Consider the following 20,754-nt stretch of genomic DNA (forward strand, 5'->3'; position numbering starts at 1 on the left):
ACCCTCCCCCGCGACGCAGGGGAGGGGATACACATTTCATCTCACCCGATATCCAGCACCACGCGTCCGACGATCTTCCCGCGGCGCATGCGGTCGAAGATGCCGTTGACGGCCCGCAGAGGCAGCTTCTCGATCTTCGCCTTGACCAGCCCGTTGGTGGCGAAGGCCACCGCCTCGTTGAGGTCGAGGCGCGTGCCGACATTCGAGCCGCGCACCGAGAGCTCCCAGTTGGTGATGGCGGAGATCGAGGTGCGGATCTCGTCGGCCTTGCCGCCCGGCAGCCCGATATAGGAGACGCTGCCGCCCGGCCGCAGCATGCGGATCGACTGCTCGAAGGCGCGCGTCGCCACCGCCGTCACGATCGCGCCATGGGTCCCGCCGAGCTTCTCCTGGATCAGCTTTGCCGGATCGTCCTTGCTGGCGTCCGCCACGAACTCGGCGCCCAGCCGCTTGGCGAGCTTGAGCTTCTCCTCCGACACGTCGACCGCTGCAACGCGCATCCCCATCGCCGCCGCATATTGCACAGCAATATGCCCGAGCCCGCCGATGCCCACGATGGTGACCCACTGGCCGGGCCGTGTGTTGGTGCGCTTGAGGCCGCGATAGGTGGTGACGCCCGCGCACAGAATCGGCGCCATCTCGTGCATGTCGATCCGCGGCGACAGCTTCGCCACGAAGGCCGCCGGCGCCACCATATATTCGGCATAGCCGCCGGGCTTGCTGTAGCCCGTGGCCTCGCCCTTCTGGCAGATCGTCTCCATGCCGGCGAGGCAGAACTCGCAGGTGCCGCAGGCGCTGAACATCCAGGGCACGCCCACCCGTTGACCGACCCTGAAGCCGGTCACGCCGGTGCCCACCCCCGCCACCGTGCCCGCCACCTCATGGCCCGGGATCAGCGGCAGGTTCGGCAGCGGGTTCCAGTCGCCGTCGATCGCATGAAGGTCGCTGTGGCAGACGCCGCAGGCCACCACCTTGATCAGGATCTCGCCATGTCCGGGTTCCGGGATCGGCAGGGTCTCGATCTTGAGCTTCTGGCGGATCTTGCGCAGAACCGCCGCCTTCATGCTGTTCGCAGCCATGGCTATCCCGTTTTCCCTTCTGTTGCGGCGGCCGGGAAAGGCCGCCATCCTCAATGGTCGGGACCCGATGCCGCGACCCGTTCGATTCCGTGAGCTAGAATATCGTCACGATGGCATGACGACATATCCCTAAAGCGCTAACCTCTCGCCCGTCATGAGTTCCCCACTCCCTTCAACAGCGCGCGATCCCGCCCGCCGCCCGGCCGAGGCCGTTCTGCGGGTGCGCGCGTCGAGCCGCCGCGCCGCCCGCGGCGGCATCTGACGCCCAATTTTCGAGGACATGATGGCAGAACGCTTCCACAACGCCGTGCGCGAGATCGAGAACGCCTGGATCGAGATGAGCGATGGCTGCAGGCTGGCCGCGCGCATCTGGCTGCCCGAGGGCGCGGAGACGCAGAAGGTGCCGGCGATCCTCGAATACCTGCCCTACCGCAAGCGCGACGGCACCGCCGTGCGCGACCAGCTCACCCATCCCTATTTCGCGGCCCACGGCTATGCCTGCCTGCGCGTCGATATGCGCGGCAACGGCGAATCCGACGGCCTCATGTGGGACGAATATCTGAAGCAGGAGCAGGACGACGCGATCGAGATCCTCGACTGGATCGCGCGCCAGCCCTGGTCGAACGGCAAGGCCGGGATGATCGGCATCTCCTGGGGCGGCTTCAACGGGCTCCAGGTCGCGGCGCGCCGGCCGGCGCCCTTGAAGGCCGTGGTCTCGATCTGCTCGACCGCCGACCGCTATGCCGACGACATCCATTACAAGGGCGGCTGCCAGCTCAACGAGAACCTCGGCTGGTCCTCGACCATGTTCGCCTATTCCTCGCGACCGCCCGATCCGGCGCTGGTGGGCGAGCGCTGGCGCGAGCTCTGGATGAACCGGCTCGAGAACGAGCCGCTGCTGGTGAAGAACTGGCTCGAGCATCAGCGCCGCGACGCCTATTGGAAGCATGGCTCGATCTGCGAGGATTGGGGCGCGGTCGAGGCCGCCGTGCTGGCGGTGGGCGGCTGGGGCGATGCCTATCGCAACGCGCCGCTGCTGCTGCAGGCGAACCTGAAGGCACCCTGCAAGACCATCATCGGGCCCTGGCTCCACAAATATCCGCATTTCGCGGTGCCGGAGCCGCGCATCGGCTTCCTCCAGGAATGCCTGCGCTGGTGGGACCATTGGCTCAAGGGCATCGACACCGGCGTGATGCAGGAGCCGGACGTCCGCGCCTATATGCAGGACAGCGTGCCGGCCAGCACCTTCTACAAGGAGCGCCCCGGCCGCTGGATCGCTGAGCCCTCCTGGCCCTCGCCGAACGTCAGACCGCTGACCCTGGCGATGAATGCGAACGGGCTGGCACCGCAAGCTGGCCCCGACACGGCCCTCGAGCTCGCCTCGCCGCAGACAACCGGGTCGGTCGGCGGCGAATATTGCGCGATCTGGCTGGGGCCGGAATCGCCCGGCGACCAGCGGGTCGACGATGCGGGCTCGCTCTGCTTCGACGGCGCGCCGCTGGCGGCCCCGCTCGAGATCTTCGGCACGCCCGAGATCGAGCTCGAGCTCTCCATCGACAAGCCGCAGGGCTTCGTCTGCGTCCGGCTCTGCGATGTCTGGCCCGACGGGCAGTCGGTGCGGGTCAGCTATGGGCTGCTCAATCTCGCCCATCGCGACAGCCATGAGCATCCGAGCCCGGTGCCGGTGGGCAAGCGGATCAAGGTCAAGGTCACGCTCGACGATTGCGCCCACGCCTTCCGCGCCGGCAATCGCCTGCGGATCGCGGTCTCGACCGCCTACTGGCCGATGATCTGGCCCTCGCCCGAGCCGGTGCGCCTGACGCTCCATGCCGGAAAAAGCCGCGCGATCCTGCCCGAGCGCCCGAAGCGGGCCGAGACCGCGCCGCGCTTCGAGGCCCCGGACGCAGCGCCGCCCCTCAAGCTCGAAACCGTCCGGCCGGGTTCCAACGTCCGGCGGCTCGAGCAGGACCTGGGCTCGGGCGAATGGAAGCTCGTGATCGAGGACGATTTCGGCGAGACCCGGAACAGCACCCATGGGTTCGTCAGCGGCGGTGTCGGCCGCGAGACCTGGCGGATCCATCCCGACGACCCGCTCAAGGCCGTGGGCGAGACCCATTGGACCATGACCTGCTCGCGGCCCGGCTGGTCGGTGCGCACCGAGACCTATTGCAAGCTCCGCGCCGACCGCACCCGCTTCTATCTCGAGGGCCGCCTCGAAGCCTATGAAGGCGACAAGCAGGTGCTGAAGCGCGAATGGAAGAGCGAGCACCCGCGCGACATGATGTGAGCACTCGATAACCTCGCCCCCTTCCCTTGCGGGAGGAGTAGGGGGAGGGATGCCACGCACGAGGTCTCACGAGAGAAACGCGGGCCCCGTCACCGTTTGATGGCCCGCGCCTGGGCTTCGATCCACTGGCTGAGCAGGATGGTCGCGGGCGAGGCCGGGCGGCTCATGGGCAGGAGCTGGTAATAGCCGCCGGCGGCGGGAACGCTGCCAGGCACGGCCGGCACCAGGTTTCCCCGTATCAGATGATCGGCGATCAGGTTGCGCCAGCCCAGCATGATGCCGTGACTCTCGATCGCGGCCTGCAATCCCATCATATAGTTGTTGAAGGTCTCGGCACGGCCCCGCGGCGGCTCGGTGATGCCCATCTTGGCGAACCAGATCGGCCAGGTCTCCCAGGTCCGGTTCTCGCTTTCGACATGGACCAGCCGCTCGTTCAGGAGATCGGCCGGCACCTTCATCTGCGGCCGCTCGGCCCGATAGGCAGGGCTGCAGACCGGGATGATGTCGTCGCCGAAGAGCAGGGTCGAGGCATAGCCGGGCCAGTCGCCGGGACCGTACAGCACCACGAGATCGAGATCGTCCTCGAGGCGATCCACCAGCGTGTCGGCCACGATGTAGCGCAAGGCGATATCGGGATTGGCGACATTGAAGCTGGGGATGCGCGGCATCAGCCAGAGCGAGGCGAAGGCGATCGTCGAGCCCACCGTCACCTGGCGCGGATCGGATCCCACCGCCAGCTCGCGGCAGGCCTGGCCGATCTGGCTCAGCCCGTCGAACAGCGCCCGGTGCAGCATCACGCCCTGCGGCGTCAGCCGCACGCGCCGATGAAACCGCTCGAACAGCGCGCAGCCAAGATGTTCCTCGAGCTTGCGCACCTGCCGGCTGATGGCGGCGCCCGTGACGTTCAGCTCGGCCGCGGCCAGCGTGATCGACTGATGCCGCGCCGCCGCCTCGAAGGCCACGAGGCTGTTGGGGGGCGGCAAGGGAGAGCTGTCGATAGCCATAAATCCAGGTCAATCAAACATTGATATTTTTTTGAGTTTACCGCTCAATAGGCCCCATGCAAGGTTGCGATGGGGACAAATTTCACGCCCTGAGGGCACGGCCGGGTCGATCCGGGGGTGCTTGAGGCCGAGGATGCCGGTCCCGCCGGGCGTCTAAACCCGGAGGATGGCGTCTCGCTTTGTGCTTGCGGCTGTCATGACGACGGCCGGGAGATAAAAGATTGATGGCCGCTGAACCGGTACCGGGGGTTCCCCGGGCTCGAACGGCCAATTCGCGTTGGGGCAACGGGAATACCCGTGCCATAGTTTGCGACAAACAATAAGCCGCCGGTGGGCGTGCGGCATCGTTACGAAACCCCACGAGAAGCTCGGGAGGCTTCGACAATGACATCATCCGATCATCGGAAACGACGAGGATCCGGCGGCAGATTCGGCCGGCGCAGGTCCCTCGGTCGCAGCGCGGCGGTCGCAGGCCTGGTCGCGGGCTCCGCAACCTAGCTCGATTAGGACGACGTGACGGACGCCGGTCGTTTCGAGGAGACGGTTCGGCGACGCGCGCCGTATCGGTTCGCCCGCGTCCCTCTCCATGGCCCGCCGTCGCCCCGACGATGGAACCGGCATGGGACCCAAGGTCGCCCGGATCGAGAACGGTCATCCGTCAAAAGCGGCACTCCCTTCCCGCGGGTCGCGGGCGGATGCCGGATCGCCAAGGATTGGCCGCAGGAGGGACATGGTGCCCCTTCGGTTTGGCCGAAACGTCGAATGGGAGATTAGAACAATGAATGAATGGGACAGGCTCCAACAGGCTGCCCTGACGGGCAGGGCCACCCGGCGTGAATTCCTGCGGGGCGCCGCGGCGCTCGGCATCTCGACGACGCTGGCCAGCGGCATCATGGTCAAGGCCGGCTGGGCCGACGAACCGAAGAAGGGCGGCACGCTGCGCCTCGGCATGGAAGGCGGCTCGCCCAGCGATTCGCTCGATCCGCGCACCTACGCGGATTCGGTCATGATCGCGGCCTCGCTCGCGATCATGAACTGCCTGGTCGAGTTCGACACCGCCGGCAATCCGACCGGCGAGCTGTTCGAAAGCTGGGACGTGAAGCCGGGCGCCGCCGAATGGGTCTTCAATGTCCGAAAAGGCATCAAGTTCTCCAACGGCAAGACGCTCGATGCCGACGACTGCATCTACTCGATCCAACTCCATCGCGGCGAGACCAAGTCGCCGGCGAAGGGCATCCTCGAGCAGATCAAGGAGATCAAGGCCCTGTCGCCGACCCAGGTCGGCATCACCCTCAGCTCCGGCAACGCCGACTTCCCGGTCATCCTCGGCGATTATCACCTCGTCGTGGTGCCGAAGGACTTCACCGACTGGTCGAAGCCGATCGGCACCGGCGCCTACACGCTCGAGAGCTTCGAGCCGGGCGTGCGTCTCGTCTTCAAGAACCGGGGCGACTACTGGAAGCCCGGCCGCGGCAATTTCGACACGGTCGAGCTGCGCAACATCCAGGACGTGGCGGCCCGCACCGCGGCGTTGCAGTCGGGCGAAGTCGATGCCGTCAACCGCCTCGACGCCCGCACCGTCAACCTGCTGATGCAGGATTCGAACCTGAAGGTGGTCCGCACCAAGGGCACGGGCAATCGCTTCTGCTTCGTGACCCGCGTCACCGACAAGCCCTACGACAACAAGGATCTGCGCACGGCGCTGAAATACGGCATCGACCGCGAGAAGATCATCGAGTCCGTCTATAACGGCTATGCCGTCCCGGGCAACGATCACAATCTCGACGCGCTCAATCCCTTCTACAATACCGCGATGCCGCAGATGAAGTACGACCCGGACAAGGCGGCGTTCCACTTCAAGAAGGCGGGAATCAGCTCGCCTCTGGAACTGCAGACCTCGGAAGGCGCCTGGGGCTCGGCGGTCGACTGCGCCTCGCTCTATCAGCAGGCGCTGAAGAAGGCCGGCATCAATCTCGACGTGAAGAAGGTCTCGGCCGACGGCTACTGGGACAATGTCTGGCTGAAGGTGCCCTTCTGCGCCGTGTATTGGGGCCGCCGCATGTCGGCCGACCAGGCCTTCACCCAGGTCTTCGGCGAGGCCTCCGACTGGAACGACACCAACTGGAAGGTGCCGGAGTTCCAGAAGCTCATCAAGGACGCCCGCGTCGAGACCGACCAGGCGAAGCGCAAGGAGATGTACTGGAAGGCGCAGGAGATGATCGCCGACGATGGCGGCTTCATCTGCTTCGCCATCACCGACTATCTCGACGGTTACTCGGCCAAGGTCCGGGGCAACGAGCCGCATGCCCGCTACGACCTGAACGACAACCGCGTCGCGGAAAAGGGCTGGTTCGCCTGATCCAGCCATAGACTAAAGCGACAACAACCCCGGGGACGGCTCCATGTTCCGATTGATCGTTCATCGAGTCATCCTCGGGGTGCTTACCTTGCTCGCGGTCAGCGCCCTGATCTTCGTCGCGACCGAGATCCTGCCCGGCGACGTCGCCAGCGCGGTGCTGGGCCAGGGCGCCACGCCCGAAACGCTGGCGGTCTTCCGGCACGAGCTCGGGCTCGACCGGCCGGCCTATATCCGCTACTTCGAGTGGCTGTTCAACGCGCTCCAGGGCGACCTGGGGGTGGCCCTCACCAACAAGCGCGACATCGTCGCCACGATCACGCCGAAGTTCGACAACACCATGTTCCTTGCCGGCTACGCCGCGCTCATCGCGGTGCCGCTGGCGGTCGGCATGGGGATCGTGGCCGCCATCAACGAAGGCAAGTGGATCGACCGCGCCGCCAACATCGTGTCGTTGGCTGCGATCTCCTTCCCCGAGTTCTTCATCGCCTATGTGCTGATCCTCTTCTTCGCGGTCCGCTGGCACCTCTTCCCCGTCCTCTCGACGGTGTTCCCCGACATGACGCTGGGCCACAAGCTCTATGTCGTGGCGTTGCCGGCCGTGACCCTCACCATGCTGGTGACCGCGCATATGCTGCGCATGACCCGCTCCTCGGTGCTCTCGATCATGTCGCAGCCCTATATCGAGATGGCCTTCCTCAAGGGGCTGAAGCGCTCGCGCGTGGTCTTCGTCCACGCGCTTCCCAACGCCGCGGCGCCGATCATCACCGTGATCGCGCTCAACCTCGCCTACCTGATCGTGGGCGTGGTCGTCATCGAGACCGTGTTCGTCTATCCCGGGGTCGGGCAGTTCATGGTGGATGGCGTCACCAAGCGCGACCTGCCCGTGGTCCAGGCCTGCGGCCTGGTCTTCGCGGGCGCCTTCGTCATCCTCAACACGATCGCGGATGTGCTGGCCATATTGGTCAATCCGAGATTGCGCAAGGCACGATAGGGGCGGCAGTCATGAAGATCTTCGGACACAAACCGACCGTCACGGCCTGGATCGGAATCGTCATCGTCGGCATCTTCGTCCTGGCCGCGATCTTCGCACCCTGGATCGCACCCTACGACGAGGCCGATTCCGTCTCCTCCACCTGGAGCCCAGCTTCCGCCGACTTCTGGCTCGGCACCGACAATATCGGCCGCGACCTGCTGACCCGCGTGATCTACGGGGCGCGCACCACCATCGGCGTGGCGCTGATCACCACCATCCTCTCCTTCCTGCTCGGTACCACGGCCGGGCTCCTGGCCGCGGTGAGCAGCCGGGCGGTCGACCAGCTGATGTCGCGCGTCGTCGACGTCATGCTCTCGATCCCGCTCCTGGTCTTCGCGCTGATGATCCTGTCGATGTTCGGCTCCTCGCTCTTCACCCTCGTGCTGACGATCGCCGTGCTCGATTCGACCCGCGTGTTCCGCCTGGCGCGCTCGGTGGCGATGAATGTCGTCGTGCTCGAATATGTCGAGGCGGCGCGGCTGCGCGGCGAAGGGCTGCCCTGGATCATCCGGCGCGAGATCCTGCCCAACATCCTGCCGCCGATGATCTCGGAGTTCGGCCTGCGCTTCTGCTTCAACTTCCTCTTCGTCGCGGGCTTGAGCTTCCTCGGCCTCGGCATCCAGCCGCCGCTCGCCGACTGGGGCGGGATGGTGCGCGACAATTCGCGCGCCATCGGCTTCGGCATGCCGGCGCCGATCTGGCCGGCGCTCGCCATCGCGCTGATGACGATCGGCGTCAACCTGATCGTCGACTGGATCCTCTCGATCAACGCCCGGCCTTCCGGCGCTTCGGCGGAGATGTGAACCATGGCCGACGCCGTCCTTAAACTCACCGACCTGCGCATCGAATCGATCCATGGCGCGGTCCTGGTCGACAATATCTCGCTCGAGCTCAAGCGCGGCGAGGTGGTCGGGCTGATCGGCGAAAGCGGCGCCGGCAAATCCACCATCGGGCTGGGCTCGATGGTCTATGCCCGCGCCGGCTGCCGGATCACCGGCGGCAAGGTCGAGATCGACGGCGAGAGCGTCCGGGACCTTTCGGCAGACGGGCGTCGCGACCTGCGCGGCAAGCGCATCGCCTATATCGCGCAGAGCGCAGCCGCCTCCTTCAATCCGGCCTACCGGATCATCGATCAGGTCTGCGAGATGCCGATCAAGCACGGCCTGATGAAGAAGGCCGAGGCGCGGGCCTGGGCGCTCGAGCTCTTCAAGGCGCTCGACCTGCCCGATCCCGAGAAATTCGGCTTCCGGTACCCGCACCAGGCCTCGGGCGGCCAGCTCCAGCGCGCCATGACCGCGATGGCGATGTCGTGCCGGCCGGACATCCTGGTCTTCGACGAGCCCACGACAGCGCTCGACGTCACGACCCAGATCGAGGTGCTGGCGCTGATCAAGAAGCTGATCCACACCTACAACACCGCCGCCCTCTACATCACACACGATCTCGCGGTCGTGGCGCAGGTGGCGGATCGGATCATGGTGCTGCGCCACGGCAAGATGGTGGAGTTCGGCGACACCAAGCAGATCCTGCTGGCGCCCAAGACCGACTATGCCCGCGCCCTGGTGTCGGAGCGCAAGGCGGCCGACAAGCTCTCGATCGACACCACCGCGCATGGCGAGCCGCTGCTCGATGTCCGTGACGTGATCGGCCAGTACGAGCATTTCATTGCCGTCAAGAACGTCTCGATCTCGGTGGCGAAGGGCGAGACGGTGGCGGTGGTGGGCGAATCCGGTTCCGGCAAGAGCTCGCTGGCGCGCCTGATCGTGGGGCTGCTGCCGCGCCGGTCGGGAACGGTGCGCTTCGGCGGCAAGGAGCTGCCGCCGGCCCTCAAGCAGCGCGACAAGGACCAGCTCCGGCGCATCCAGTTCATCTATCAGCAGCCGGACATCGCCCTCAATCCGCGCCAGACCGTCGGCGAGGTGATCGGCCGACCGATCCGCTTCTACTTCAGTCATTCCCCCGCCGAGGTGAAGCAGCGGGTGGCGGCGCTGCTGAAGCAGGTGGGCCTGCCGGAAGACTACGCCAAGCGGCTGACCACCGCGCTCTCCGGCGGACAGAAGCAGCGCGTCTGCATCGCCCGCGCGCTCGCCGCCGAGCCCGACCTCATCATCTGCGACGAGCCGACCTCGGCGCTCGACCAGCTGGTGGCCGAGGACATCCTGAAGCTGCTGAAGAAGCTGCAGGACGAGCTCGGCGTCGCCTACCTCTTCATCACCCACGATCTCGGCATCGTGCGCCGCATCGCGCATCGCACCGCCGTGATGCTGCGCGGCGAGATCGTCGATCAGGGGCCGACGGCGCGGATCTTCTCGCCGCCCTTCCATCCCTACACGGAGCGCCTGCTCTCTTCCGTGCCGGAGATGCGCACCGAGTGGCTGGAGGAGATCCTGTCCAAGCGGACGCGCAAGGCGAGCTAGCGCGATCCTTTCCGACTCCCGGCATGGCGCGCGAGGACGGCTCTGCCGAACCTCGTCACGTCACGGGCTGCCGCGAAACCGGCCGCCTCTGGGTCCTGGCCGAACTGCCGAGGGGACCGGTGCCATGACCTCAGTCATAAAAAAATATCAATCAACGATTGATATTTTTGAGAGTTTACTGAGACATACCCGTCATGCAACCTTGACATACCGTAAATATTAGAAACTCAAGCGGAGCCGACGGGTTGGCTTCAGAACCCCGCCATCGGTCAGTTGCATCGGCATTGGCGCCGCTCCGGCGCCGGCCGCAGCGTCGACCCTGCGCGAGCCGAACTTCGCACCGGCCGCGGGTCGAGATCGTGGTCGCCGGTTCCCACGCATGTCCGTCCGCTTTCATGGACGGAACGTCATCCCGTTTTCCGATCCGGCCGGCGCGCGAGGCGCGCCGAATCATTTCCACCGAACACGATGCGCCGCGTTGCGTTCGCCATCGAGACCGGCGCTGCCTGTCTCGACGGTCAAATAACCCCATTGGCGCTATGGCTGCGAGAGGGGCCATGCCATAGTCCGCGTCAAATCATAAGCCGCCAGTGGGAATGCGGCGCTTCATCAAACCCCACCGAAGCGAGGGAGGCTTCAGACAAATGAGTGAACTCGAATATTGGAAATCGCGACTGGCGGCGGGCAAGGTGAGCCGGCGCGAATTCATCGGCCGCGCCGCGGCCTTGGGCGTCACGACGGCGCTCGCCACCACGCTGGCCAGCAAGATCGCGGGGGCCGCGCCCAAGAAGGGCGGCTCGCTGAAGATGGCGCTGGGCCATGGCGCCACCACGGACTCGCTCGATCCGGCGACCTATCCCGACCAGTTCACCGGCACGCTCGGCGGCGCGATCGGCAGCGCGCTCACCCTGATCAACGCCAAGGGCGAGATCGAGGGCGACCTGGCCGAGACCATGGAGCCCTCGAAGGGCGCCACCGTCTGGGCCTTCAAGCTGCGCAAGGGCGTCACCTTCCATAACGGCAAGGATGTCACCGCCGACGACGTGGTCGCTTCCTTCCGCCACCACATGGGCGAAGGCTCCAAATCGGCGGTGAAGTCGATCCTCGATCCGATCACCGACATCAAGGCCGACGGCAAGGACACGGTGATCTTCACGCTGGCGGCCGGCAGCGCCGACTTCCCCTTCCTCACCAGCGACTACCACCTGCCGATCATGCCGGTGAAGGACAACGACGTGGATTGGCAGTCGGGCATCCGCTCCGGCGCCTTCATCCTGGAGAAGTTCGATCCGGGCGTGAGCGTCAAGATGAAGCGGAATCCGAACTTCTACCGCGAGGTCTGGATCGACGATTGCGAGATCAGGACCATCGCCGACGTGACGGCGCGCACCAACGCGCTCACCACGGGCGAGGTGCATTTCATCGACCGCTGCGACCTCAAGACCCTGGGACTCCTGCAGCGCAACAAGGACATCAAGATCCTCGAGGTGACCGGCTACGCCCATTACGTGCTGCCGATGCTCACCGACGTGCCGCCGTTCGACAATGTCCATGTCCGCACCGCGCTGAAATACGCGCTCGACCGCGAGGACATCCTGAAGAAGGTGTTCCTCGGCCACGGCACCGTCGCCAACGACAACCCCATCTCGCCGGTGATCCAGTACGCCATCGAGCCGCAGCCGAAATACACCTACGACCCCGACAAGGCGAAGTTCCACCTCAAGGCGGCCGGGCTCGACAGCCTCAAGGTCGATCTCTCGGCGGCCGACGCGGCCTTCGCCGGGGCGGTCGACGTGGCCGTGCTCTACAAGGAGCATGCGGCCAAGGCCGGAATCGACATCAACGTGGTCCGCGAGCCGAACGACGGCTATTGGGACAATGTCTGGATGAAGAAGGGCTGGTCCGCGTCCTACTGGAACGGGCGGCCGACCTGCGACTGGATGTTCACGACCGCCTATGCGGCGGATGCGGCCTGGAACGACACCCATTGGAAGAACCCCCGCTTCAACGAGCTGCTGGTCGCGGCCCGTTCGGAGACGGACACCAAGAAGCGCGCGAGCATGTATGCCGAGATGCAGCAGCTGCTGCATGACGATGGCGGCCTGATCGTGCTCTGCTTCAACAACTTCGTCAGCGCCCACTCGAACAAGCTCGATCATGGTCCCGTCGCGTCCAACTGGGACGAGGACGGCATGAAGCTGCCCGAGCGCTGGTGGTTCGCGTAAGGTAGGAAACGGAGGGATGGCCGTCGCGCTTGCGGGAGCGCGGCGGCCCGCCCTCGTCCGGGGTCGCCGGCCGCAAGCGTGGGCGGCGGCGGGTCGAGAGCAAACCAGCATGAGGGCTCCGCCGTGGCTGCCAGGGCGCTGAATCCCATCATCCGGACCATCCTGCAGCGGCTGGGGCTGGGCCTCGTCACGTTGCTGGTCGTCTCGGTCATCATCTTCTCGGCCGTGACCATGCTGCCCGGCGATTTCGCCAAGGCCATCCTCGGCCAGTCGGCGACGCCCGAGACCGTCGCCGCCTTCCAGAAGGAGGTCGGCCTCGACCAGCCCCCGGTCCAGCGCTATTTCGAATGGATCGGCGGCGTGCTGCAGGGCGATTTCGGCAGCTCCTACTCGAACCGCGTGGGCTATACCCGCACCGTGGTCTCGATGATCCGGCCGCGGCTCGAGAACACCCTCTTCCTCGCCGGCATGACGGCGCTCATCGCCGTGCCGCTGGCGCTCGTCCTCGGCATGCTGGCGGCGCTCTACCGCAACAGCTGGTACGACCGCCTCGTCAACCTGGTGACCCTCACCTCGATATCCTCGCCCGAGTTCTTCGTCGCCTACATCCTGATGCTGTTCCTGGCGGTGCGTCTCCCGATCTTCTACGCGCTGGCCTCGGTCGACGCGGACACGCCGTTCTGGGAGCGCGTCTCGCGCTGCGCGCTCCCCGCCATGACGCTGGTGCTGGTGATCGTCGCGCACATGATGCGGATGACGCGCGCCGCCATCATCAACCTGCTGGCGAGCCCCTATATCGAGATGGCCCGGCTCAAGGGCCTGTCGCCGTCCAAGATCATCTATCACCATGCGCTGCCCAATGCCTGGGCCCCGATCGCGACCGTGATCGCGGTCAACCTCGCCTATCTCGTCGTCGGCGTGGTGGTGGTCGAGGTGGTGTTCGTCTATCCCGGCATCGGCCAGCTCATGGTCGATGCGGTCTCGAAGCGCGACATGCCGGTGGTCCAGGCCTGCGCCCTCATCTTCGCCACCACCTACATCCTGCTCAACCTGCTCGCGGACGTGATCTCGATCGTCACCAACCCGCGCCTGCTGCATCCGCGATGACGGCGGGAGGCGAACCCATGACCACGCAGACCGTCCCCGGCGAACGCATCCCCCCGCAGCGCCGCTGGTGGCAGACGGCCTGGCGCGAGCTGAAGAAGGCGCCGCTCTCCGCCTGGTTCGGCATGATCGTGATCGCGATCTACCTGATCCTGGCGCTCTTCGCCCATTGGATCGCGCCCTTCCCCGAAAACGAGCTGGTGGGCGCCCAGTACGAACCCTGGGGCGACCAGTTCCTCTTCGGCACCGATCAGCTGGGCCGCGACATGCTCTCGCGGCTCATCTTCGGCGCGCGCAACACCATCGGCATCGCCTTCATCACCACGCTCCTCGCCTTCCTGATCGGCGGCGCCATGGGGCTGATGGCGACCGTGGTCGGCGGATGGGTGGATCAGCTCTTCGGGCGGGCCGTCGACATCCTGATGGCGATCCCGCAGCTCATCTTCGCGCTGGTGCTGCTGTCGATCGTCGGCGCCTCGATCGTGAACCTCATCCTCATCATCGCCGTGCTGGATTCCACCCGCGTCTTCCGCCTGACCCGCGCCGTGGCGATGAACGTCGTGGTGCTGGATTTCGTCGAGGCGGCGAAGCTGCAGGGCGAGAAGATCGGCTGGATCATGTCGCGCGAGATCCTGCCCAACATCCTGCCGCCCCTGGTCGCCGAGTTCGGGCTGCGCTTCTGCTTCGTCTTCCTGACGATCAGCGCCCTCTCCTTCCTCGGCCTCGGCATCCAGCCGCCGACCGCGGACTGGGGCTCGATGGTGCGCGAGAACGCGACCCTCATCAATTACGGGGACATCACGCCGCTGCTGCCGGCGGGCGCCATCGCGCTCCTGACCGTGGCGGTCAATTTCGTCGTCGACTGGTTCCTGCACAAGACCAGCGGATTGAAGGACTGACCCGATGACACCGAAACCGCGAACCGGCAGCGCCGGCGACATCCTGCTCGAGGTCCGGGGTCTGCGCGTCGAGGGCCAGAGCGACGATGTCTGGCACGAGATCGTCAAGGGCGTGAACCTGACGCTGCGCCGCGGCGAGGTGCTGGGGCTGATCGGCGAATCCGGCGCCGGCAAATCCACCATCGGCCTCGCGGCCATGGGCTACACCAAGCCCGGCTGCCGGATCTCCGCCGGCACCGTCATGTTCGACGGCACCGACCTGGCGAAGGCGAGCGAGGAGGCGAAGCGCAAGCTGTGGGGGCCGCGCCTCTCCTATGTCGCGCAGTCGGCGGCCGCTTCCTTCAACCCCGCCCACCGGCTGATCGAGCAATATGCGGAGATCCCCGTCAGCCACGGCGTCATGGGCGAAGGCGAGGCCAAGAAACAGGCGGTCGACCTGTTCCGCCGCTTACGCCTGCCCGATCCCGAGCATATCGGCGCCCGCTATCCTCACCAGGTCTCGGGCGGCCAGCTGCAGCGCGCCATGACGGCCATGGCCATGTCCTGCCATCCGGATCTGATCGTGTTCGACGAGCCGACCACGGCGCTCGACGTCACCACCCAGATCGAGGTGCTGGCCGCCATCAAGGATGTGGTCCGCCAGCTCCACACCGCCGCGATCTATATCTCCCACGATCTCGCCGTGGTCGCGCAGATGGCCGACCGGATCATGGTGCTGCGCTATGGCGAGCTGGTCGAGGAGGCGCCGACCGCGCAGATGCTGTCGAACCCGCAGCAGGCCTATACCAAGTCGCTCTGGGCGGTGCGCTCGCTGCACAAGAAGGAGGATCCCGGCGGCGACAAGATCCTCCAGATCAAGAACGTGGATGCCGGCTACGGCAACGCGATCAAGGTGCTGCACGACGTGTCGGTCGAGATCCCGCGCGGCCGCACGGTCGCGGTGGTCGGCGAATCCGGTTCCGGCAAATCGACCCTGGCGCGCGTCATCACCGGCCTGCTGCCGCCCCTGAAGGGAACGGTGACGTTCAATGGCCAGCCGCTGCCGCCGGCTCTCAAGAGCCGGCCGAAGGAGCTCCTGCGCCGGCTGACCATGATCTACCAGATGCCCGATACGGCCCTGAACCCGCGCCGGCGGGTGCGCGACATCATCGGCCGGCCGCTGACCCATCATCTGGGCCTGCGCGGCGCGGCGCGCGACAAGCGGGTCGTCGATCTCCTGGAGATGATCGAGCTCGACCGGCGCTTCCTCGACCGCCTGCCGAGCGAGCTCTCGGGCGGCCAGAAGCAGCGCGTCTGCATCGCCCGCGCGCTCGCGGTCGAGCCGGACCTCATCATCTGCGACGAGGTCACCTCGGCGCTCGACCAGATCGTCGCCGAGGGCATCCTCAAGCTGCTCCTGCGCCTGCAGAAGGAGCTCGATGTCTCCTATCTCTACATCACCCACGATCTGGCGACCGTGAAGGCGATCGCCGACTGGGTCGTGGTGATGCACCAGGGCCGGGTGGTGCAGCAGGGACCGAAGGAGCAGGTGCTGCGGCCCCCGCACCATCCCTATACCGAGCTGCTGCTCTCCTCGGTGCCGGAGATGGACCCGAAATGGCTCGACGGGCTTCTGGCTCGACGCGCCGCTGCCGCATCGGCCAAGATGGCGCCCGTCGCCTGATGATCGGGCCGAATTTCGTAAGCTTGCGAGCGTGATGGACATCCGGCACCGCCTGGACCCCGAGATGAAGGCTGCGCTGGTCGAAAGCCAGCGGCTCTATGGGAGCCAGGTTCTCGATTGGCGCGACCTCGCCACCATGCGCGAGGCCTATGAGCGCGAGCGCCGCTTCTGGAACCGCGAAGGCCCGGCGCTGGCGGAGGTGAAGGACTTCGCCATTCCCGGCCCTTACGGCTCGATCCCGCTGCGACTGCTGCGCCCCGCCCGCGACAAGCTGCTGCCGGCGCTCGTCTTTCTTCATGGCGGCGGCTATGTGCTGGGCAATCTCGACACGCATGACCGGATCATGCGGCTGCTCGCCGCGAAATCCGGTGCCGCGGTGCTGGGGATCGATTACCGCCTGGCGCCCGAGCACAAGTTCCCGACCCAGCTCGACGAGATCGCGGCCACGCTGGATTGGCTGACGAAGGAAGGCCGCGGTGTGGGTGTCGACGCGGTGCGGCTGGCGCTGGGTGGCGATTCGGCGGGCGCCCATCTGTCGCTCGGCACCGCGGTCGGCCTTCAGGGAAAGCCGCCGGCGATCAAGGCCCTGCTGCTCTATTACGGCAGCTACGGCCTGGCCGATTCGATGTCGATGCGGCTCTGCGCCAACGACCTCGACGGGGTGAAACCCTCGGATCTCGCCTTCTATCGCGATTCCTACGTCCGAGGCCCGCGCGACCATGAGGACCGCCGCCTCGACTGTCTCGCCGCCGATCTCGCCGGCCTGCCCCCGGCCTATATCCTGGCGCTCGAGTTCGACACGCTGCGCGACGACAGCCTGACGCTCGCCGAGCTTCTCGGCCGCGCCGGCGTGCCATGCCGCCTCACCCGCCATGACGGCGTCCTCCACGGCTACCTTCATTACAATCGCATGATTCCCAAGGCGATGCAGGCGATTGAAGAGGGGGCCGCGGCCTTGCGCGACTGGCTGTTCTGAAGCCCCTGGCGCAAGTGGCCCGCGCCCGCCCGCATGTCGCCGAGATTGGGCCTTAGGAAACCCGCGGGTTTCCCTAACCGGCTCGTTAAGTCTGAGATTTCCCCAGGAAAACCGGCCGGAGCCGGGCCGGCGCCCGCCTTGGGAGAGAATCCCGGTTTGCTAAAACGGGGCCGCCGGGCATAATCCCGGCAACCTAAATACGGTAAATACGTAGGAAATCCGCTCCCATGCTCAGCCGTCGCGCCCGCCTCTTCAGGCCTGTCGTCCGATCGCTGTCCGTGCCGCCCCTTGCAGCCCTCGCCCTGGCCCTCGTGGTGTCCCAGGCCGAGACGGCCCGGGCGGCGGACACGCTGACCGACGCTCTCGCCAAGGCCTACGACAACAATCCCCAGCTCCAGGCCGCACGCGCGCAGCTGCGGGCGACCGATGAAGGCGTTCCGCAAGCCAAGTCGGGCTGGCGCCCGACCGTCACCACCACCGGCAATGTCGGCGAGGAATGGGTCAATAACGATCCCGGTTCCAAAGGCGACTTCCAGCCGCGCGGCGTCGATCTCCAGATCACGCAGCCGCTCTATACCGGCGAGCGGACGCCCTCGGCGTTGCGCCAGGCCGAGAGCCTGATTCTGGCCCAGCGCTCGGTGCTCATGTCGGCCGAGCAGAACGTTCTGCTCTCGGCCGTGACCGCCTACATGAATGTGGTGCAGTCGGAAGCCGTGCTCGAGCTCAACCGCAACCAGGAAACCGTGATCAGCCGCGACCTGGAAGCGACGCGCACCCGCTTCGAGGTCGGCGAGCTGACCAAGACCGACGTGGCCCAGGCCGAAGCGCGGCTGGCCGGTGCGACCGCCGCCCGCATCCAGGCGGAAGGCCAGCTCGCGGCCGCCCGCGCCGTCTATGTCAATGTGATCGGCGACAGCCCGGGGACGCTGGAGCAGCCGGCGCCGCTCGCCAATCTGCCTTCCTCCGAGGAGGAGACCGTCTCCGGATCCGAGAACACGCCCGACGTCATCGCCGCGAAATACAACGAGCAGGCGGCTCACGATGGAATCGATGTGGCCTTCAGCCAGATCATGCCCTTCCTGAACCTGGTGGGGACCGCCGGCACCGCCGACGAGACGTCGGCGCGCAATACCGGCCGGGATTCGGCCTCGATCATGCTGCAGCTGACCGTGCCGCTCTATCAGGCGGGGCTGCCGGCCGCCAATGTCCGCCAGTCGAAGCAGGTGGCGGCGCAGCGCCGCCAGGAGCTCGAGAACCAGCGCCGCCTGGCCGTGCAGAATGCGGTCCAGGCCTGGCAGGCTCTCGAAACCGCGCGGGCGCAGATCAAGTCCTTCGTCTCCCAGGTCGAGGCGAACAAGGTCGCGCTCGAAGGCGTCCGCCTCGAGGCCAATGTCGGCGCCCGCACCGTGCTCGATATCCTCGATGCCGAGCAGGAATATCTGAATGCGCAGGTGAGCCTGGTGGGCGCCCGGCGCGACGAGGTGGTGGCAGCCTATGCCGTGGAATCGGCGATCGGCCGGCTCACCGCGCGCGATCTGGGGCTCCCGGTCGACTACTACGATGTCGAGGCCTACTACAAGGAAGTCCACGACAAGTTCTGGGGCTTCGGCGACGGGCAATAGCCGCGACGATTCGGGAGAGGCGGGAAGGCCGATGACGGCGTCTCGCCTCTCCATCATCGTGCCCTATCGCGACCGGCCCGATTCCCTGGCGCGATTCCTGCAGCATGTGACGTTCTACTTCCAGCGGGACAAGGTCGACCGGACCTTGCCCTATCGCATCACGGTCGTGGAGCAGGAGGCCGGGCGCCCCTTCAATGTGGGTGCCATGCGCAATATCGGCTTCCTGCTGAACGAGGGCTCGGCCGAGCAGGTCTGCTTTCACGACGTGGACTACCTGCCGATCTGGGCCGACTATCAGCCCGTGGACCGGCCGACGCGGCTTCTCTGGCACGGCGCCGAAGCCGTGCCGATCGACGACACCGAGAAGCGCTTCATCAATCACGACTACGAGAAGTATTTCGGCGGCGTCGTGATGTTTCCGACCGCCCTGTTCCGCCGCGTCAACGGCTACAGCAACGGCTATTGGGGCTGGGGCTACGAGGATCTCGATCTCAGGGCCCGCTGCGTGGCCGAGGGGCTCGAGATCGGCTATCGCGACGGCACCTTCGGGCCGATCCGCCATGTCAGCCGGGGCTACCAGCCGGATGGCGGCCGCAGCGAGGCCAATCTGGTCAACCGGAAGCTCTACCAGGCCAACTATGCCGCGATGCAGACATCCCAGGCCCACCGTCAGGACGGCCTGAACGATCTGCGCTTCGAGGTTCTCGAGCGCGGCCCGATCCCGGACGGCAAGGGCGAGCCCATTCCGCATGCCGAACGGGTGCTGGTCCGGATCTGAAACCGCCGTCCGGCGCCGCTCCCGACCCGGCCATCATCGGCCCCGCCTTCCGCCAATTCTGTGCTAGGATTCCTGTCGGGGCTGGGGCCGGGGGTTGCAGGGAATGCGTTGCCTTTTCTATGCGTCGAACGGTCATGGCCTCGGCCATCTGATCCGGACGTTGGCGATTGCGCGCGCGCTCAAGGCACGCATACCCGACATCAACATCATGTTCGTCACCAATTCCGAGGCCTGCCAGCTCGTCTGGCGCGAGGGCTTTCAGGTGGTGAAGCTGCTGTCGCCGCCGGCGAACTTCCTGGAGCTCGACATCCCGGCGCGCGAGGAGCTCCGCCGCATCAATCGCGGTTCCGTCCAGGCCGTGCTGAAGCACTTCAAGCCCGACCTGGTGGTGGTCGATTTCTTCCCCATGGGGCAGATCGGCGACATGATACCGATGCATTCCTATGCCTGTCGCAAGGTGTTCGTCGCGCGCGAGCGAAACGCCGCGTCGGAGATCGCGACCCATGCGAAGCTGATCCAGAGCGTCTACCAGCTGGTCCTGATCCCGCATGAGGAGCAGGAGGTCGCCGGATACAAGCCGGCGGACGTTCGCACGCGATATACCGGCCCCATCCTCATCCGCTCGCGCGACGAGGCTCTGCCCCGCGACCAGGCGCGCCGGCGCCTGGGGCTGGCGCCCGAGGGCTTCACCGTCTTCGTCGGGTTCGGCGGTGGCGGCAAGCCCGAGTACCAGTCGGTCCAGCAATGGATCTTGACGGAAGCGCAGGGCCCGCGGAACTGGACCTTCGCCGTCGCCAGGCCGCCTCTCCTCCGGCAGGAGATTCCGGCCACGGACCGGGACGACGTCAAGGAGATCACCTACATGCCGATGGCCGAATGCTGGACGGCATTCGACGCGGCGATCTCCACCCTCGGCTATAATTCCACCACGGAGCTGCTGCATCACGGCGTGCCGACGCTCTTCATCGAGCTTGCCGGCGGGCTCGACGATTGGGCGCGGCGCGGGCGCCATGTGGCGGCGGCGGATGCCGGCCTGCCGGTCAAGGCGTTCGATTCGCAGACGCTGCATTCGCATCTCGAGCAGCTCGCCGATCCGGCGCGCCGGCAAACGCTCGCGGCGAACGCGCGCAAGCTTGTGCCCGTCAATGGCGCCACGGTCGCCGCCGATGCGATCCTGGAGATTCTATGAGCCCTTCCCGAGCACCTCGGGCAGGGCCTGGCTCCGCCCGCCGAAGCCCCGGTGGAAACCGGTCGATGCAAGCCCGCCGCCTTCCTTGCGGGATTTCAGCGTAAAAATCTGCCTCAGCC

At 66.3% G+C, this 20,754-nt stretch carries 15 protein-coding genes; 13 read left to right on the plus strand and 2 right to left on the minus strand.

What is annotated here, in order from left to right; all coding sequences use genetic code 11:
- Nucleotides 1-41: 41 nt before the first annotated feature.
- On the minus strand, nt 42-1,079 hold the full coding sequence (locus tag FRZ61_RS19125) for a zinc-dependent alcohol dehydrogenase (protein WP_151119229.1): 1,038 nt from the start codon (nt 1,077-1,079) through the stop codon (nt 42-44).
- Between the two features lie 283 nt (nt 1,080-1,362).
- Between FRZ61_RS19125 and FRZ61_RS19130 the strand changes: the two genes are divergently transcribed.
- Complete coding sequence (locus tag FRZ61_RS19130; RefSeq protein ID WP_225308898.1) at nt 1,363-3,366, plus strand: CocE/NonD family hydrolase; 2,004 nt, start codon at nt 1,363-1,365, stop codon at nt 3,364-3,366.
- A gap of 89 nt (nt 3,367-3,455) precedes the next feature.
- On the opposite strand, the gene FRZ61_RS19135 is transcribed toward FRZ61_RS19130, so the two are convergent.
- Entirely contained in the window at nt 3,456-4,370 is a 915-nt protein-coding gene (locus FRZ61_RS19135) for a LysR substrate-binding domain-containing protein (protein WP_151119231.1), read from the minus strand.
- 778 nt (nt 4,371-5,148) lie between these two features.
- On the opposite strand from FRZ61_RS19135, the gene FRZ61_RS19140 reads away from it, so the two are divergent.
- The 12 genes from FRZ61_RS19140 (at nt 5,149) to FRZ61_RS19195 (ending at nt 20,635) form a co-directional block, all read left to right on the plus strand.
- Nucleotides 5,149-6,729: an ABC transporter substrate-binding protein gene (locus FRZ61_RS19140; RefSeq protein ID WP_191909104.1), complete on the plus strand. Its 1,581-nt coding sequence runs from the start codon at nt 5,149-5,151 to the stop codon at nt 6,727-6,729.
- 88 nt (nt 6,730-6,817) lie between these two features.
- Nucleotides 6,818-7,720, plus strand: a complete 903-nt coding sequence (locus FRZ61_RS19145) for an ABC transporter permease (protein ID WP_407657841.1) — start codon at nt 6,818-6,820, stop codon at nt 7,718-7,720.
- 11 nt (nt 7,721-7,731) lie between these two features.
- Entirely contained in the window at nt 7,732-8,565 is an 834-nt protein-coding gene (locus FRZ61_RS19150) for an ABC transporter permease (protein ID WP_151119234.1), read from the plus strand.
- A 3-nt stretch (nt 8,566-8,568) separates the two neighbouring features.
- Nucleotides 8,569-10,179, plus strand: coding sequence for an ABC transporter ATP-binding protein (locus FRZ61_RS19155; protein ID WP_151119235.1), 1,611 nt, complete (start codon nt 8,569-8,571; stop codon nt 10,177-10,179).
- Nucleotides 10,180-10,823: 644 nt separating this feature from the next.
- A complete protein-coding gene (locus FRZ61_RS19160) occupies nt 10,824-12,404 on the plus strand; it encodes an ABC transporter substrate-binding protein (protein ID WP_151119236.1) in 1,581 nt (526 codons plus the stop codon).
- 123 nt (nt 12,405-12,527) lie between these two features.
- On the plus strand, nt 12,528-13,511 hold the full coding sequence (locus FRZ61_RS19165) for an ABC transporter permease (RefSeq protein WP_225308899.1): 984 nt from the start codon (nt 12,528-12,530) through the stop codon (nt 13,509-13,511).
- Nucleotides 13,512-13,528: 17 nt separating this feature from the next.
- Nucleotides 13,529-14,407, plus strand: coding sequence for an ABC transporter permease (locus FRZ61_RS19170; protein ID WP_191909105.1), 879 nt, complete (start codon nt 13,529-13,531; stop codon nt 14,405-14,407).
- Between the two features lie 4 nt (nt 14,408-14,411).
- The gene (locus FRZ61_RS19175; protein WP_151119238.1) at nt 14,412-16,070 is read left to right on the plus strand and encodes an ABC transporter ATP-binding protein; all 1,659 of its coding nucleotides are present in this window, start codon (nt 14,412-14,414) and stop codon (nt 16,068-16,070) included.
- A gap of 64 nt (nt 16,071-16,134) precedes the next feature.
- On the plus strand, nt 16,135-17,046 hold the full coding sequence (locus FRZ61_RS19180) for an alpha/beta hydrolase fold domain-containing protein (RefSeq protein ID WP_191909106.1): 912 nt from the start codon (nt 16,135-16,137) through the stop codon (nt 17,044-17,046).
- Nucleotides 17,047-17,273: 227 nt separating this feature from the next.
- A complete protein-coding gene (locus FRZ61_RS19185; protein WP_151119240.1) occupies nt 17,274-18,668 on the plus strand; it encodes a TolC family outer membrane protein in 1,395 nt (464 codons plus the stop codon).
- 31 nt (nt 18,669-18,699) lie between these two features.
- Nucleotides 18,700-19,446, plus strand: coding sequence for a galactosyltransferase-related protein (locus FRZ61_RS19190; RefSeq protein ID WP_191909107.1), 747 nt, complete (start codon nt 18,700-18,702; stop codon nt 19,444-19,446).
- Between the two features lie 103 nt (nt 19,447-19,549).
- Entirely contained in the window at nt 19,550-20,635 is a 1,086-nt protein-coding gene (locus FRZ61_RS19195; RefSeq protein ID WP_151119242.1) for a hypothetical protein, read from the plus strand.
- Nucleotides 20,636-20,754: the final 119 nt, after the last annotated feature.

It is taken from the genome of Hypericibacter adhaerens, assembly GCF_008728835.1.
GTDB lineage: Bacteria > Pseudomonadota > Alphaproteobacteria > Dongiales > Dongiaceae > Hypericibacter > Hypericibacter adhaerens.